The 14367-nt window shown below is 63.9% G+C and carries 15 protein-coding genes; 3 read left to right on the top strand and 12 right to left on the bottom strand.

From position 1 onward, the window contains the following. Positions 1-6 precede the first annotated feature (6 nt). From ACIPZH_RS01045 to ACIPZH_RS01020, 6 genes are all read right to left on the bottom strand, one after another. A complete protein-coding gene (locus ACIPZH_RS01045) occupies positions 7-1131 on the bottom strand; it encodes a mechanosensitive ion channel family protein (RefSeq protein ID WP_400634662.1) in 1125 nt (374 codons plus the stop codon). Between the two features lie 176 nt (positions 1132-1307). Further along, on the bottom strand, positions 1308-3440 hold the full coding sequence (mtlD, locus tag ACIPZH_RS01040; RefSeq protein ID WP_400634660.1) for a bifunctional mannitol-1-phosphate dehydrogenase/phosphatase: 2133 nt from the start codon (positions 3438-3440) through the stop codon (positions 1308-1310). 576 nt (positions 3441-4016) lie between these two features. After that, positions 4017-4484 (bottom strand): DoxX family protein, encoded by a 468-nt coding sequence (locus ACIPZH_RS01035; RefSeq protein ID WP_400634658.1) that lies wholly within the window; start codon positions 4482-4484, stop codon positions 4017-4019. Between the two features lie 10 nt (positions 4485-4494). Continuing rightward, on the bottom strand, positions 4495-5250 hold the full coding sequence (locus ACIPZH_RS01030; RefSeq protein WP_400634656.1) for a DNA-binding domain-containing protein: 756 nt from the start codon (positions 5248-5250) through the stop codon (positions 4495-4497). Beyond that, on the bottom strand, positions 5247-6080 hold the full coding sequence (locus tag ACIPZH_RS01025; protein WP_400634654.1) for a DUF692 domain-containing protein: 834 nt from the start codon (positions 6078-6080) through the stop codon (positions 5247-5249). Before ACIPZH_RS01025 ends, ACIPZH_RS01030 begins: the two co-directional genes overlap by 4 nt. Before the next feature lie 16 nt (positions 6081-6096). Beyond that, entirely contained in the window at positions 6097-6375 is a 279-nt protein-coding gene (locus ACIPZH_RS01020) for a DUF2282 domain-containing protein (RefSeq protein ID WP_267823175.1), read from the bottom strand. 197 nt (positions 6376-6572) lie between these two features. Here ACIPZH_RS01020 and ACIPZH_RS01015 point away from each other — a divergent pair, with 197 nt between their 5' ends. Both ACIPZH_RS01015 and ACIPZH_RS01010 read left to right on the top strand, forming a co-directional pair. After that, entirely contained in the window at positions 6573-7157 is a 585-nt protein-coding gene (locus ACIPZH_RS01015; RefSeq protein ID WP_400634652.1) for a sigma-70 family RNA polymerase sigma factor, read from the top strand. Beyond that, a complete protein-coding gene (locus tag ACIPZH_RS01010; RefSeq protein ID WP_400634650.1) occupies positions 7147-7788 on the top strand; it encodes a DUF1109 domain-containing protein in 642 nt (213 codons plus the stop codon). The genes ACIPZH_RS01015 and ACIPZH_RS01010 overlap by 11 nt, the downstream gene beginning before the upstream one ends. Positions 7789-7943: 155 nt before the next feature. On the opposite strand, the gene ACIPZH_RS01005 is transcribed toward ACIPZH_RS01010, so the two are convergent. Genes ACIPZH_RS01005 through ACIPZH_RS00995 form a run of 3 tightly spaced genes read right to left on the bottom strand, consistent with a single transcriptional unit; the run spans position 7944 to position 10584 of the window. Beyond that, a complete protein-coding gene (locus ACIPZH_RS01005; protein WP_400625125.1) occupies positions 7944-8525 on the bottom strand; it encodes a TetR/AcrR family transcriptional regulator in 582 nt (193 codons plus the stop codon). Positions 8526-8537: 12 nt separating this feature from the next. Then, positions 8538-9386 (bottom strand): 3-hydroxybutyryl-CoA dehydrogenase, encoded by an 849-nt coding sequence (locus ACIPZH_RS01000; protein WP_400625123.1) that lies wholly within the window; start codon positions 9384-9386, stop codon positions 8538-8540. Positions 9387-9399: 13 nt separating this feature from the next. Further along, positions 9400-10584: an acetyl-CoA C-acyltransferase family protein gene (locus tag ACIPZH_RS00995; RefSeq protein WP_241805879.1), complete on the bottom strand. Its 1185-nt coding sequence runs from the start codon at positions 10582-10584 to the stop codon at positions 9400-9402. Positions 10585-10752: 168 nt separating this feature from the next. Between ACIPZH_RS00995 and ACIPZH_RS00990 the strand changes: the two genes are divergently transcribed. After that, on the top strand, positions 10753-11763 hold the full coding sequence (locus tag ACIPZH_RS00990) for an AraC family transcriptional regulator (RefSeq protein WP_267823185.1): 1011 nt from the start codon (positions 10753-10755) through the stop codon (positions 11761-11763). A gap of 439 nt (positions 11764-12202) precedes the next feature. Here ACIPZH_RS00990 and ACIPZH_RS00985 read toward each other — a convergent pair whose 3' ends face one another. The 3 genes from ACIPZH_RS00985 to glcF all read right to left on the bottom strand — a co-directional run bounded on the left by ACIPZH_RS00985 (position 12203) and on the right by glcF (position 14363). Beyond that, positions 12203-12541, bottom strand: coding sequence for a hypothetical protein (locus ACIPZH_RS00985; RefSeq protein WP_400625117.1), 339 nt, complete (start codon positions 12539-12541; stop codon positions 12203-12205). Between the two features lie 192 nt (positions 12542-12733). Continuing rightward, positions 12734-13135 carry a heme-binding protein gene (locus tag ACIPZH_RS00980; protein ID WP_400634648.1) on the bottom strand — a complete coding sequence of 134 codons (402 nt, stop codon included), beginning with the start codon at positions 13133-13135 and terminating at the stop codon, positions 12734-12736. Then, a complete protein-coding gene (glcF, locus tag ACIPZH_RS00975) occupies positions 13128-14363 on the bottom strand; it encodes a glycolate oxidase subunit GlcF (protein ID WP_400634647.1) in 1236 nt (411 codons plus the stop codon). The genes ACIPZH_RS00980 and glcF overlap by 8 nt, the downstream gene beginning before the upstream one ends. Positions 14364-14367 lie beyond the last annotated feature (4 nt).

Raw genomic sequence — 14367 nt, 5'->3', positions numbered from 1 at the left:
TGGAGCTCAAGCCTCTCTGAAACCCCGCTCTTCGGTACTGTGGCCGAAGGTCTCGGCCCCTTGCGGCAGCGCTGTGACCTTGATTGCCCGCACGGGTACGGCGAACTTGGCGCCGATCCTGGAGAACCGTTCGAGCAAGCGGAAGTTGATGGCCTGCTGAATGTCCATGTAGAGGTTGTAGCCTGGGTCCTTGACGATGTAGACGCACTCGAACTCCAATGCCTCCTTGCCGAAACCGCGCAAGTGGGCGCGGTCGAAGCGCGCCTGGTCCTGCGCCTTGATCGCCTCCTCGACGATGGCCGGGGCTTTTTTCACGGCCTCGGTCGGGGTGTCGTAAGACAGCCCGAACTCAAAGACGATGCGCCGCTCCTGCAAGCGTTTGTAGTTCTGGATGGTGCTGCTGATCATGCTGGCGTTGGCCATGACGATCTGCTCACCGCCCAGGCTGCGGATGCGCGTCGTCTTCAGCCCGACTTGCTCGACGGTGCCGGACAATGAGCCGATGACGATGAAGTCGCCCACCTCGAATGGCTTGTCCACGGCAATCGCCAGCGAGGCGAACAGGTCGCCGAGGATGTTCTGCACAGCGAGCGCAACGGCAATGCCGCCCACGCCCAGGCTGGCGACGAAGGCGGTGATGTTCACGCCCAGGTTCGACAGCATGGCCAGCAGTACCACCGACCACAACAGCACGCGTGCGCCCCAGCCGGCCAGGGTAGCCAGGGCGCTGCCCTGGTTCAGGCCTGGGGTGCCGTGCCGGGCGAAGTAGCGGCCCAGGCCCAGGCCGATGGCGCGGTTGGCCCACAGGCCGATCTGCAGCGCTGCCACCACGAACCAGAGGCTGCCCACCCGGCTCAGCCAGCGCTCGGGCAGGTCGAGCATGCTCAGGCCCACCAGCACAGAAGCGAGGAACAGCAGGGAGTTACTGGTGCCGGACAGTACTTTGGCCATGACATGGCTCAGCGCACCGTCATGCACGGACCAGCGTTGCACCCGCCTGAGCAGAAAACTGATGGCCGCCCGTGCGGCCACAAAGGTCAGTGCGGCGACCGCGACCGCCAGCAGCAGGTTGAGGATGGAAATACCGAACACAGTGGTGTCGGTGAAAAATTCGATGATGCGATCGTTCATGAGCGATTGGCCTCCTGGTTGCCCTTGAGTGAATTCGCACGTGCAGTGCATCGGACGCCCAGTGGGCGCAAGAGGTCGATCGGATTTTGGTTTTTTGTCGGCGTTTGCAGCCCCCGGGCGCCTGGACGCCTGTGAGATCACGCACTGCCGATCTCACAGGCGACACAAGCCTGGGCTTAATTCACCGCGGACATCACCGCATTCTCTTCCTGCTGCAATTGCCTGAAATTCCCTGCAATGGCCTCGATCAGCGCCGCGTCGGCAACGGGGTCCATCCCTGGGTAAGGCTTGCCGTTGTAATCACCCTTATGGGTCAGCACAGCCTCGACGCATTCACCGTTCTGCTGGTAGATGCGTTTGATGGTCTGCGCTTCGAGGTCCTTGCTGTCGCTGCAACGCAACGCATAGTGAATGCCAAGCGCAGCCCCGAACGTCAGGCCAGGGGTTTCGATGCCGTGCTTGTGGGCAAGGTCGATACTGCTGAGGATGCGCTCGTTGCGCTGAAGTTTGCGCAGTGGGTCGCGCCCGACACGCGAGCAGGGGTCTTTGAACGACGTTTTGCAGCGTTCCAGAAAGGTGCTGGCAAAATCGCGGACTGCCTCTGCCATGTCGGCATTCTCAGCCACCAGTGCCGGTGCGACCTCCTGGCTAATCAAGCGCTCGGCCAGTTCACTGACCCGCTCATCGCCCATGGCCTGGCCAACCCAGTCATAGCCCAGCACGCTTGCATACCAGGCAATGATGGCGTGAGGGCCGTTCCACAGGCGGTTCTTGATGACCTGGATCTGGGCGATGTCAGCGACCGTCTTCACTTGGCGCAGACGTTCCAGCAGGTCACTGCCGCGCTCCACGTACAACGGCATGTCCGGCTCGCTGTTGAACAGGATCAGGTGCAACTGGCTCATCGCGTTGCTCGATTGCGCGAAAGGCCGGAAGCGGCAGATCAGCCGCTCGTATTCAGGTACGGGTGCGGAGGGTTTGCTGACCGGTGCAGGCTCGTCGTCAAGGCTGTTCTGGAACATCTGCGACTTGATGCGCAACTGACGGACCAGGGCCTCGTTGCTGAGTTTGGACACGATGCGGCTGACCACCGTCTCCGCGAAATGGGTTTTTTGCAGGATCTGTTGCGTGATGTCTGGCGCGCACAGCAGTTCCAGCTCCGCCTGTACGTGCAAGCGCACGAACGCGGCGCCACCGATCTTGTTCAGCACGATCAGGATCGTGAGGTCACGGCCCCGGCGCTCGAAGCGGCGCAGCAGGCCTTGGGCAATCACCTTGGCCTGTTTGCGGATGGCCTGCTCCGGCAGGCTAAGGCCGACGATTTCTGCCGCGTTGTACATGTCGATCACCGCCTCGGCATCGTCCATGTCGATCATGCGTACATTCTCGATGGTCTGGTCGAACGAGGTGGCGCCGTAGCGCACGCTGTAGCGGCCAAACGCAGAGACGGTTTCGCGGAGCATGCGCGAGCGGGTGGCGGCGATGATTTCACACGGCCGGGTGTAGCCGTCCCAATGGGAAAACACTTGGGTCAGGTAGCCGCCGCCGATGGCGCCGAACCCGTGAATGCCGACACGGAACTGGTTCAGTGACGCTGGAAAGGGCTCCTCGAGCTGCGGCATGCCCAAGTCAGGCACGCATTCGCTCAAGTCGGCGAGGAATTCGGTCATGCTGCGGTAGGCCTTCAGCGCGCCGGCTTTGACTTCAGCGGCCGGCGGCTTGATGTCTTCGATCAGGATCGCCTGGCCTTCGGCACGGATGGCCGAAAGCATGCCGTTTTCCGAGTCTTCGACCATGAAGCACTGGCTCGGCTCGCAGTTGAGGGCGGTGGCGGCGCGCAGGAAGATTTCGGGGTGGGGTTTGCCTTGGCTGACTTCGTCGCCACACACGGTGATGTCGAAATACTTGAGCACATTGGCGTTGATCAAGTACTCCTCGGCAATGGCCCGGCGGCTGGAGGTGGCGACCGCCATGGTCAGGCCAGACTTGCGCAGCCGCTCCAGCACTTCCAGCAAGCCGGCTTTGATCGGCACGCCGTGGTTGCGCACGTACTCCAGTTCAAGCTCATCGGCGCGCTGGCGGATCTGCGCGTACGGGAAGTCGTCACCGTTGTGCGCCTTGGCCAGGGCCTCGGCCTTCTTCGCGCTCAGGCCCAGCGAACCGATCAGTGTCTGCTCGCTCAGCGCCTTGCCGGAAATTTCCAGAGACGCTTGTTTGAGCGTCTTGAAGCGCAGGCGCTCGGTGTCGAACATGGTGCCATCCATATCGAAGATGGCGCTGAAAATGCGTTTGCCTTGAAAAAAGATCATTTGCTATTGCCCCTTGGTGAGTCGTGATTCATCTCGGCTTGCACACGGGTACAAGCGAGCGCTGCGAAAAAACGCGGCTTGAGTTGTCAGGTAGGGGGCAGGCGATCGACAGGGCCGCGCACCGGCGCGACGTAGAAGTAAGGGGGGACAGAGCGGGGAGTGCAGAGGATGTCTGCGAGCTTCGAGGCAGCTCGGGCGCCTTGTTTGACTTCACGCCCACTGGCTGCAGATCGGTTTGCAGACAGTGAGCGCAAATAGCGATGGATACGTGTGATTCCTGGCATGGGGTGCTTCGCTTCCTTTGTTTTGACGGGTATTCCTTTTTTACCCTTGCACGTATGCCCGGTCACATGCAACCGGCAAGGGCGCCGCAGCGTGCCATGCGCGGTTCGTTCCTTACCTGTTCAGCCCTGCCTGCTCCCTGAGGATCTGCATCTGCAGGCGATAGTCTGCGGTCACCTGGCGCGCCTGTGGGGCGACACCGCAAGGCTGGAAATCCGCGGCTTGGGGGGCTTCACTGCAAGTGTGTTTCTCACAACACCCTGCCGCCGCCCAACGGTAGCTGGCCGGTTGGGTTCAATGCAGCCTTAGCAATCGGTCCAGTGACAAAGCGCCGGCACCCCGGGCTACCAGCAACAGCAGCAGGCCGGCCCAGGACAGGTGGGTAGGCCAGGCATCCGGGTAGACGAATACCTGGATGACTGCCGTCATGCCTAGCAGGCCAAGGGCCGAAAGCCGGGTGAACAGGCCCAGCACCAGCAGCAGTGGGAACACGTGTTCGGCGTAGGTCGCCAGGTGGGCTGCGAGCCAGGGCGAAAGCAGCGGCAGGGCATACTCGGTGTGGAACAAGTCGTACGTACTGGGGGTGATGCTGAGCAAGCCTTCGACCTTGGTACGGCCTGACAGGAAGAAGATCGCGGCGATACCCAGCCGCGCTATCAGGCACACGGCACTGTCGCTGAGCAGCCGTTGCAGGCCGTCGGCAAGGGCGTTCCAGCGTTGGCGCAGGCCAATGGGGGGAGCAGGTGGGCGTAGGGTGTCCATGGCCGTTCCTTCATTCGAATGAAAGCGGGAGAAAGACCCGGGCCTGCATCAGGCGACCGAGCAGGCTGGTGAAATCGAGGTCAGGCTGGCGTTGCAGGGCGAGCTGCGAGGCGCCTTCCAGTGAGTGACCGGCCGCGCAGGCATCGAGGAAGGTACAGCCACCGGCCTCGAGTGGCTGATGGTTCACGCCATCCTGGTCGGCGCTCAACAGTGCGCCTTCTGCCACCCAGGGTTGTGACTGGGGCCATGGCAGGCCTTGGCGGCTGCAGCGCCACAGGCTCAGTGCCGGGTGCGCGTCGAACCATTGCCAGCGCACGCTCTGGCGCGGCCGCAGGTGGCTACGGCCCAGGTCACTGGCCGTCATGCCTGCCAGGTCGGTCAGGGCCAGGCAAGGTTGCTCGATGGCGCAGAACACTTCACACCAATGCCAGTCCAGGCGCGCGACGTCAGCCAGGTACGGCAGCCCGTGGCTGGCTTGCCTGTCTTGCAAAAAGGCTGCGAACGTGGCGCCGTAGCGAATCAGCCGCGGGTCGTCGGGTGGCGTGTGCTGTGCGTAGGCCGCCGCCGCTTGCTGCATCCAGTCGGTACCGACCAAGGTTTCGACACTGGGAAAGTTGGCTCGCAATGCGTCCACGCAACCGGCCATCACGGTATTGCGGTAGACCGCGAACGCCGGCTGGCAGGTCAGGCTCTGCAGCAGCGGGGCAGGGCGCTGGCAGAGGGCCTCGATGAAGGCGTCCTGGAACTGGGCAAGGGGCAGGTTCATGGCAAGGCCCCTGCGTGGTCGAGTGCCGCCTGGGCAATGGCCCGTTCGGCAAGCAGTTCGTCGAAGGCCGGCAGGTTGCCGTCGCGCTCGATCAATGTCGGGCGCGCGCCGATGCGCGCGATCAGCCGGCGGTACAACGCCCAGACCGGTTCGGCGATGGCTGCATCATGCGAGTCGATGAGCAGTGCGCCTTGGTCGTCGTGACTGTGGCCGGCCAGGTGCACTTCGCTGATGGCATGGGCCGGGAAGCGGTCGAGGTAGTCCTGGGCGTCGAAGCCCAGATTGTGGGCGCTGACATGAACATTGTTGATGTCCAGCAACAGCGTGCAACCGGTGCGGCGCACCAGTTCGCCGAGAAAGTCGATTTCGTCCAGCGCGTGCCCCTGCAGGTGCAGGTAGTGGCTGGGGTTTTCGATGGCGATGCCACGGCCCAAGGCATCCTGGGTGCGCAGAATGTTGTCGCTGATGCGTACCAGGGCTTCGTGGCTGCGGGGGAACGGCAGCAGGTCGGGGTGATACTGACCACGCCAGGTGGACCAGGCCAGGTGCTCCGAGACCAGCACCGGTTTCACCTGGTCGATCAGCGTACGCAACCGGCGCAGGTGGGGCAGGTCGGGTTCGGCGTCCGCTGCCAGTGACAGCGCCACCCCGTGCAGCGACAGCGCATGGCGTTCGGCCATGCGCTGCAGCCACGCCAGGCGCGGCCCGCCGACCATGTAGTTCTCTGGATGCACCTCGTACCACAGGCCATCGGCGTTGCAGGCTAAGGCTTGGGCAAAGTGTTCAGCCTTGAGCCCCAGCCCGGCGCCCAGAGAGGCAGTCGAGTTCATGGTCGGCGGCCTCTGCTCAAGACTTGATCGGGGTCAGTGAACCCATGCCGTTAGGCGTCTTGATCGAGGTGCAGGTGCCTGCCGGCACGTTTTTCCAGGCCATGCCGTCGTAGTCTTTTTTGGAGCTGCCTGCGCAACTGGTGCCGGCACCGGCTTTGCAGTCATTCTTGCCGGCCATGGCAACGCCGTAGCATTTCTCCATGGCCGCACCATTGCTGGTGGTATCGGCGGCGGTGGCGACGCTGGCCATGGAAGCGAGGGCCAGGGCGGCAGTGGTAAGGGCGAGGCTATTCATGGGGGTGTCTCCAGAGGATGGGGCCGTGGTGATGTACCAGGCTCATGGACTAGTTCGCGCTGGCCGCTGCTCGGGTTACAGGCACGCGAAAATATTTTCAGGGTGCTGCATCTGACCTGAGCGGGGCGCTGAAAAGCGCAGCAGCGGCTAAGGTTCGATGAAAGAAAAAACTTCAGACGGTGTAACCTTGGCGCCCCATGCAACGAACTAACACTCAAGACACGCTCGGCGCACGCGAGAGGCAGTTGCAGGTTTTGCTGCTGCGCGGGCTGGCGGGTGATGCGCAGGCTTACCGCGAGTTTCTTGCGGCATTGGCGCTGCATGTGCGCGGGTTTCTGCGGCGGCGTCTGTACCAGCGCCCGGCCGAAATCGAAGACGTGCTGCAGGAAGTGTTGCTGGCCGTGCATAACGCACGTCACACCTACCAGCCGCAACAGCCGCTGACGGCGTGGGTGCAGGCGATTGCCCGCTACAAGCTGGCAGATTACCTGCGCCGTTATGCGCGCCACGACGCGTTGCATGACCTGCTGGAGGACGACAGTGGCCTGTTCGCCGTCAGCGAGGAGGCGCCGGCCGAGGCCAGTCGCGACCTTGCCAAGCTGCTGGGGCGGTTGCCGGAGCGCCAGCGTTTGCCGATCGTCCACGTCAAGCTAGAGGGGTTGTCGGTGGAGGAGACTGCTCGCATTACCGGGCTATCCAGTTCGGCGGTCAAAGTGGGGATACACCGGGGGCTCAAGGCGCTTGCCAGGCTGATTCGAGGCAGTGAAGAGCATGAAGACTGAAGAACTGATTACCCTGCTGGCCGCCGGTGAAGGGCCGGTGGACCGTCACGCGCTGGCACGGCGCCTGGCGCTGGCGTTGCTTGCAGGCACACTGGCTGCGGTGCTGATGACGGTCGCCCTCTATGGCGTGCGTAGCGACCTGGGCGAAGTGGTGCGTACGCCGCTGTTCTGGGCCAAGCTGGCCTTGCCCACCAGCCTGGCGCTGCTCGGGCTGTGGCTGACCCAGCGTCTGGCCAGGCCCGGTGTGCGCGGCGGGATAGCGTGGCAGCTGCTCGGGCTGCCGTTGCTGGTGGTCTGGCTGGGCGCGGCGATCAGCCTGTTCGGGGCTCCGGTCGAAGCCCGTGCCGATTTGATTTTTGGGCGTACCTGGCGCACCTGTGCGCTGAATATCACCCTGCTGTGCGTGCCGGTGTTCATCACCCTGTTCTGGGCATTGCGTGGCCTGGCGCCGACGCGTTTGCGCCAGGCTGGCGCCGCAGCCGGCCTGCTCGCCGGTTCGACCGCAACGGTGGTCTACTGCCTGCACTGCCCGGAAATGCAGGTACCGTTCTGGGCGACCTGGTACGTGCTGGGGATGTCGGTGCCCACCCTGATCGGAGCAGTGCTTGGTCCGCGTGTGCTGAGGTGGTGAAGAGGTAGCGCCTTGGGTTTGTACGAAAAGTCGCCGAGCGGCGATCAGGCAAGGCGAAAGCCGGCGAGGAAGCGGAGTTTACGGGGTGTAAATGAGCATTCCGAGCCTGCTTTCAACGCAGCATGATCGTCGCGCAGGCACTTTTCGTACAAAGCCTAGCGCAATGCTCGCTCTATCCCCCCAACCAGCAGGCTTTCCATCAAGCCCAACCCCTGGTCCTCAGGCAACGCCTTCAGCATCCCAGGCAACTGGTTGAGCAAGGTCGCCACCACCTGCGCCGTCGCCGCCAATGCCGCGTCGGGGAGTTTCGCCTGTGGTGCGATCAACCGCAGCAACCCGGCCTCATACCGCTTGCGCAACAACGCCAGGCGCGTTTGCTGCGCTTCGCTCAGGCAGCAGAAGTCCCGGGCAGCCAGGCGAAACTGCAGGGGGCGTTCAGCATGCAGTTGCCAGTGCGCTGCAATCAGGCAGGCCAACGCTGACCGCCCGCTCGCCATGGCGCGGCGGCCAGGCTCCAGGGTTGCCTGCAGCTCCTCGTATAACTCTTCGATCAGGTCGTACAGCAAGTCCTGCTTGCTCGGGAAGTGGTGATACAGCGAACCGGCGGTCAAGCCAATGTGTGCCGCCAGTTCGCGCATGCTCACCTGGCCGAAGCCTTTCTCGGCGAACAGCGCCATGGCACGGTCACGCCGCTCTTCAAAATTGGCACAGCGCATCGCGGCGTTGACCGGGGGCATGCTGTCCGCTCCTCAGTAGGTGAAGAAGCCGCGGCCGCTCTTGCGCCCCAGCCAGCCGGCCGCGACCATTTCCTTGAGCAGGGGGGCCGGGCGGTACTTGCTGTCATTGAAGCCCTCATGGAACGCCTCCATGATCGCCAGCAGGGTGTCCAGGCCAATCAGGTCGGCCAGCGCCAGGGGGCCGATAGGCTGGTTGCAACCCAGGCGCATGCCAGTGTCGATGTCCTCGGCACTGGCCAGGCCCTCCTGGCGCACGAAGATCGCTTCGTTGATCATCGGCACCAGAATGCGGTTGACCACGAAGCCCGGGCGGTTACCGGCAGTGATCGGCGTCTTGCCGAGCTTTTCGGTGACCAGTAGCGCCTGGGCATAGGTGCCCTCGCTGGTTTGCAGGCCACGAATGATCTCGACCAGGGCCATCATCGGCACCGGGTTGAAGAAGTGCACGCCGATGAACCGTTCGGGGTGCTCGATGCTGGCCGCCAGTTCGGTCACCGACAGTGACGAGGTGTTGGTGGCGATCAGGCAATCGGGCGCCACGTTGGCAGCCACTTGCTGGAGGATGCGTTGCTTGAGCTGCAGGTTTTCGGTCGCCGCCTCGATCACCAGTTGCGCAGTGCTCAAGCGGGCATAGTCGGTGCTTGTGTGGATGCGCGCTTGCGCTGCGCTGGCGCGCGCTGCATCGAGGGTGCCCTTGTTGACCTGGCGCTCCAGATTTTTGCTCAGGGTGGCTACGCCGCGCGCCAGCGCGGCCTCGGCGACATCCACCAGCAGCACCTGATAGCCGGCCACCGCGCAGACTTGCGCGATGCCGTTGCCCATGGTGCCGGCGCCGATCACGGCGATCTGTTCAATGCTCATGCTGCAAGCCCCCTCAAACGCGCTCGAAGACGACGGCGATGCCCTGGCCGCCACCAATGCACATGGTGGCCAGCGCGTAACGGCCCTGGATGCGTTGCAGTTCATGGATGGCCTTGGTGGCGATGATCGCCCCGGTGGCACCCACGGGGTGGCCGAGGGAAATGCCGGACCCGTTCGGGTTGACCTTCTCGGGGTCGAAATCCAGCGCCTGGGCCACGGCGCAGGCTTGGGCTGCGAAGGCTTCATTGGACTCGATCACGTCCAGGTCGCTGATGTTCAGGCCGGCCTTTTCCAGCGCCTTGCGTGTTGCCGGGATCGGGCCCAGGCCCATCAGCTCCGGTTCGACGCCGGCATGGGCGTAGGCCACCAGGCGCGCCAGCGGCTTGAGCCCCAGGCGGCGTACGGCGTCACCGGTGGCCAGCACCAGGCCGGCAGCCCCGTCGTTGATGCCGCTGGCGTTGCCGGCAGTCACGGTACCGTCTTTCTTGAACACGGTTTTCATGCCGGCCAGCTGTTCGGCGGTCACATCGCCGCGCACGTGTTCGTCAATGGCAAATTCGACGGTGCCTTTGCGGGTTTTCAGCTCTAGCGGCACGATCTGGCTGGCGAAGCGGCCTTCAGCGATGGCGCGGGCAGCGCGGCGTTGGCTGGTCAGGGCCAGTTCATCCTGCATCTGGCGGGTGATGCCATGCTTGGCGGCGACATTTTCAGCGGTGATGCCCATGTGGAAGTGTTCGAACGGGTCCTGCAGCACGCCGACGGTGTAGTCGATGCCTTGCAGGTCGCCCATGCGCGCACCCCAACGGGCCTGCGGCAGCAGGTAAGGGCCACGGCTCATGGACTCGGCACCGCAGGCCATGGCCACATCGGCATCACCAAGCAGCAGGCACTGGGTGGCGGAAACGATGGCCTGAAGGCCCGAACCGCAGAGGCGGTTGACGTTGAACGCCGGGGTTTCCTTGGGGATACCCGCGTTCATCGCGGCGACCCGCGACAGGTAGGCATCGCGTGGTTCGGTAGGGATGACATTACCCATCACCACATGGCCGACCTGCTCAGGGGCTACGCCCGAGCGCTCGAGGGCGGCGCGGCTGATGGCGGTGGCAAGATCTGCCAGGGGCAGGTCCTTGAGCGAGCCGCCAAAACCACCGATGGCGGAACGGACGGCACTGACGACGTAGATTTCTGCGCTGCTCATAGAAGCTCCGATTGCGAAGGCATGGCGGGAGCGGGCCAGGCTCTGCGAGAATGGTTGGCGCTCCCTCGTTGAGTCCGAGTCTAGGCAAAGGCCCTGTGCCAGCCTATGCCGGATCTGTTCAGTCAACCTGGCACTTTTTGCCACTCAGCATAGACAGCGAATAACGCCATGCGCGATAGCGATTCGGTCGCGGTGTACTTTCTCAATGCCATGTTCCATGCCCTGCGCGACCAGCCCGGGGTGCGTGATGCGCATTTGCGTGCAGTGGGCATCGACCCGGCGGTGCTCGACCAGCCGCAGGCCCGGGTACCGGCCAAGGCGTTCGCCCAGCTATGGCTGACGCAGATCCAGCTGCTGGACGATGAGTTCTTTCGCCTGGACAGCCATGGCATGCCGCTGGGCAGCTTTGCCTTGATCTGCCGCGGCCTTATTCAGGAACCGAACCTGGACAAGGCACTGCGCCAATGCCTGGGCAATTTCAGCCTGTTTCTGCGTGACCTGCGGGGCAACCTGACGGTGCGCGCGGGGCGGGCGGTGATCAGTGTGCATTCGGACATTGCCGACCCGTTGACCCGGGTGTATGCCGAGGAGACCTATCTTGTACTGGTGGTGGGCCTGCTGTGCTGGTTGGCCGGGCGCCGTCTGGCCATCGACCGCACTGAGCTTGCCGTGGCGCGCCCGGCACAGGACGACGACTTGTTGCTGTGGGGCCCGGACTTGCGGCTGGGCAGCGGGCGTACCGAGGTGGAGTTCGACAGTGCCTACTTGCGTTTGCCGGTGGTTCAGGACTTGGCGGGTCTGAAAACTTTCCTGCGGAGTGCGCCGCAGGGGTTGGTCATCCGGTTTCGCAATCAGAATGGGTTGGTGGCGCAGGTGTACCGGCATCTGCGTGCCCGGCGCTATGGGCAATGGCCGACGTTGGCGGCCATGGCGCAGTGGCAGGGTATCAGTGCCAGTACATTCCGTCGGCAGTTGGAGCGCGAAGGGCGTTCGTATCAGCAGATCAAGGATGAGGTGCGGCGTGCCATGGCGTTCGAGCGGTTGCGGGAGGGGGTGATGAGCATTGCTGAAATTGCCGAGCAGGCGGGGTTTCAGGAGCCTAGTGCGTTTCATCGGGCGTTCAAGAAGTGGACGGGGGAGAGTCCGGGGAGGTATCGGGCTAGGTTGGTTGGGCACTAGGTTAGCGGCAAGCTGCAAGCTGCAAGATAGAAGTTGGGGGGGGCTTTGATTCGGGTGGGCATATCCGGTTGCCATGGTGGCGCTTACTCACCTTTCCGCCCTTACGGCGGGTCCCTTTTTGTCTTGGCAAAAAGGGACCAAAAACCGCCGGCTCCCGTCATCCGGCCCCTACGCTTCGCTTCGGGGTTCCCTCGCTCCGGCCTTGCTCCCGGGAGGACCGCGCTCACGGCCCATCCATGGGCCGAAGCGCTTGACGGGCATCCATGCCCGTCACCTCCCTCCGCAAGACCTGCGCTCGGCCTCCTGAAGTCGCAATTTGCGGTGACTGAGCTACCGCGCGCTTTAAAAGCAAAAGCAAAAGCAAAAGCAAAGGCAAAGGCAAAGGCAAAGTAAGCATTGAGCGACAGCGTTGCGGCGGTGTCGCCGTTGGCTGTTAGCTTCAGAATCGTGCGGTACTTACCGTGATGTACCCTTTGTTTAGCAGCGAAATGCGGATCACGGTCTCGTCGGCGGGGGCTTTGCGTTTTTGCTTGATGGACACACCCTCGACGGCAACGGCGCGGATGCGGTGGGCGATGAGGCGGCCGCAGGCGTCGAAGAACAAGTCGCTGGCCAGCAACTCGATGCGTTCGATCAGCCCTCGCGTGCGCTCGTCGGTGGCACAGAAGAACAGTACGCCCGACAGGTGCGGGTCATCGTCAGGGTTGCTGACATCATGAGCCAGCAGCTCGCGCAGGGTACTGCGCAGCTCGGCAGTGGTGCGGGTGTGTGGATGCATGCGCTGCTTCCTCTGGGACACAAGAGCCGATCATGTTTTCCATGATGGTGGGCGGCAAGTAGGACGCTTCCGAGAGGTTGGGTAGGAATTTTCTGAACATGTAGGGACGGCCGGGTGGTTTGCAAGCGGTCGACCTGCGAAAGCCAACCACGGCCCGGCTCTTCTGTTGGCGGTGAGTCGTCAAGGCGCGGGTTACGTGATGGCCGCTGCCCCGGCCTTGGCCACCTGGGCATCCTGCTCAGGCTTGACCCCGGACACACCGATGGCACCAACCACCTGGCCATCCACCCGCAACGGCACGCCGCCCTCCAGGCTGGTCAGCAGCGGCGCTGTGACGAACGCGGTACGCCCACCGTTGACCATCTGTTCGTAATCACGCGTTTCCTTGCGCCCCAAGGCCGAGCTGCGGGCCTTTTCGACGGCGATGTAGGCGCTGGCTGCCGCGCAGCCATCCATGCGCTCCAGGCCAAGGGGATGGCCGCCGTCGTCGACTACCGCGATGGTGACATTCCACTGATGCGCCAGAGCCTCCTGGCGCGCGGCTGCAAGCAGGCGGGCAACTTCGGTCTGACCTATCACGGGCTTGCTATGCATGGCTGTTCTCCGGGTTCAGGGCTGCTTCGACGATTTCGATCCAGTGCCGTACCGGTGTGCGCCCGGCACCATTGAGGTGGGTCTGGCACCCAATGTTGGCGGTGGCGATGACTTGCGGCTTGCCGCTTTCCAGCGCGTTGAGTCGGTTATCGCGCAGTTGCCGCGACAGCGCTGGCTGGGTCAGCGAGTAGGTACCGGCAGAGCCGCAGCACAAATGGCTGTCCGGCACTGGGGTGAGGGTGAAGCCCAGCCGGGCCAGCAGGCGCTCCACCTGGCCACCGAGCTTGAGGGCGTGCTGCAGGGTGCACGGGCAATGAAACGCCAGGCGTTGTTCGTGGCACACGCCCAATTGCTCGACCGGTTCATCGCGCAGCACTTCCACCAGGTCGCGTGACAGCGCGCTGACCCGTGCAGCCTTGGCCGCGTAAAGCGGATCCTTTTCCAGCAGGTGGCCGTAGTCACGCACGAAGACGCCGCAGCCGCTGGCCGTCTGCACGATGGCTTCGGCGCCCGCTTCGATGGCGGGCCACCAGGCATCGATGTTGCGCCGGGCACGCTGCAGGCCCTGCTCCTGGGCATTGAGGTGGTAATCCACCGCGCCACAGCAGCCGGCTTCGAACGCTGGCTCGACGCTGATGCCCAGGCGGTCCAGCAACCGCGCAGTGGCGGCGTTGGTGTTGGGCGACAGGGCCGGCTGCACGCAGCCTTCAAGCAGCAGCACGCGGCGCGCGTGGCGCACCGGCGGGCGCTTGCCAGGGGAGGCCACCTGGGCGGGCAACTTGCTCTTGAGGGTGCCCGGCAGGACGGGGCGCAGGGCCTGGCCTGCGCGGGTCAGCGCCTTGAACAGCGCCGGGCGCGGCACCACTGCACGCAAACCCTGGCGCAGCAGGCGCTCGCCGAGCGGGCGGGGCACCTGCTGCTCGACCACGGCGCGGCCGATGTCCAGCAGGTCATGGTATTTGACCCCTGACGGGCAGGTGGTCTCACAGTTGCGACAGCTCAGGCAGCGGTCCAGGTGCAGTTGGGTGCTGGCGGTGACCGGTGCACCTTCGAGCACTTGCTTGATCAGGTAGATGCGCCCGCGCGGTCCGTCCAGTTCATCGCCGAGCAGCTGGTAGGTGGGGCAGGTGGCCGTGCAGAAGCCGCAGTGCACGCACGCGCGCAGGATGCTCTGGGCCTCTTCGGCGCGGGCCAGGCGCTTGGCGCTTTCGCTCAGGTTGGTTTGCATGCTG

This window comes from Pseudomonas sp. NPDC089758 (assembly GCF_044748705.1).
Classification (GTDB): Bacteria; Pseudomonadota; Gammaproteobacteria; order Pseudomonadales; family Pseudomonadaceae; genus Aquipseudomonas; species Aquipseudomonas putida_X.
Note: the sequence above shows the minus strand (reverse complement) of the source record. Positions and strands in the feature narration are given on the sequence as shown.

What these genes read in the sequence shown, in the direction of transcription:
- ACIPZH_RS01045 (WP_400634662.1), bottom strand. Translation starts at nt 1,131, where the DNA reads ATGAACGATCGCATCATCGAATTTTTCACCGACACCACTGTGTTCGGT.
- mtlD (WP_400634660.1), bottom strand. Translation starts at nt 3,440, where the DNA reads ATGATCTTTTTTCAAGGCAAACGCATTTTCAGCGCCATCTTCGATATG.
- ACIPZH_RS01035 (WP_400634658.1), bottom strand. Translation starts at nt 4,484, where the DNA reads ATGGACACCCTACGCCCACCTGCTCCCCCCATTGGCCTGCGCCAACGC.
- ACIPZH_RS01030 (WP_400634656.1), bottom strand. Translation starts at nt 5,250, where the DNA reads ATGAACCTGCCCCTTGCCCAGTTCCAGGACGCCTTCATCGAGGCCCTC.
- ACIPZH_RS01025 (WP_400634654.1), bottom strand. Translation starts at nt 6,080, where the DNA reads ATGAACTCGACTGCCTCTCTGGGCGCCGGGCTGGGGCTCAAGGCTGAA.
- ACIPZH_RS01020 (WP_267823175.1), bottom strand. Translation starts at nt 6,375, where the DNA reads ATGAATAGCCTCGCCCTTACCACTGCCGCCCTGGCCCTCGCTTCCATG.
- ACIPZH_RS01015 (WP_400634652.1), top strand. Translation starts at nt 6,573, where the DNA reads ATGCAACGAACTAACACTCAAGACACGCTCGGCGCACGCGAGAGGCAG.
- ACIPZH_RS01010 (WP_400634650.1), top strand. Translation starts at nt 7,147, where the DNA reads ATGAAGACTGAAGAACTGATTACCCTGCTGGCCGCCGGTGAAGGGCCG.
- ACIPZH_RS01005 (WP_400625125.1), bottom strand. Translation starts at nt 8,525, where the DNA reads ATGCCCCCGGTCAACGCCGCGATGCGCTGTGCCAATTTTGAAGAGCGG.
- ACIPZH_RS01000 (WP_400625123.1), bottom strand. Translation starts at nt 9,386, where the DNA reads ATGAGCATTGAACAGATCGCCGTGATCGGCGCCGGCACCATGGGCAAC.
- ACIPZH_RS00995 (WP_241805879.1), bottom strand. Translation starts at nt 10,584, where the DNA reads ATGAGCAGCGCAGAAATCTACGTCGTCAGTGCCGTCCGTTCCGCCATC.
- ACIPZH_RS00990 (WP_267823185.1), top strand. Translation starts at nt 10,753, where the DNA reads ATGCGCGATAGCGATTCGGTCGCGGTGTACTTTCTCAATGCCATGTTC.
- ACIPZH_RS00985 (WP_400625117.1), bottom strand. Translation starts at nt 12,541, where the DNA reads ATGCATCCACACACCCGCACCACTGCCGAGCTGCGCAGTACCCTGCGC.
- ACIPZH_RS00980 (WP_400634648.1), bottom strand. Translation starts at nt 13,135, where the DNA reads ATGCATAGCAAGCCCGTGATAGGTCAGACCGAAGTTGCCCGCCTGCTT.
- glcF (WP_400634647.1), bottom strand. Translation starts at nt 14,363, where the DNA reads ATGCAAACCAACCTGAGCGAAAGCGCCAAGCGCCTGGCCCGCGCCGAA.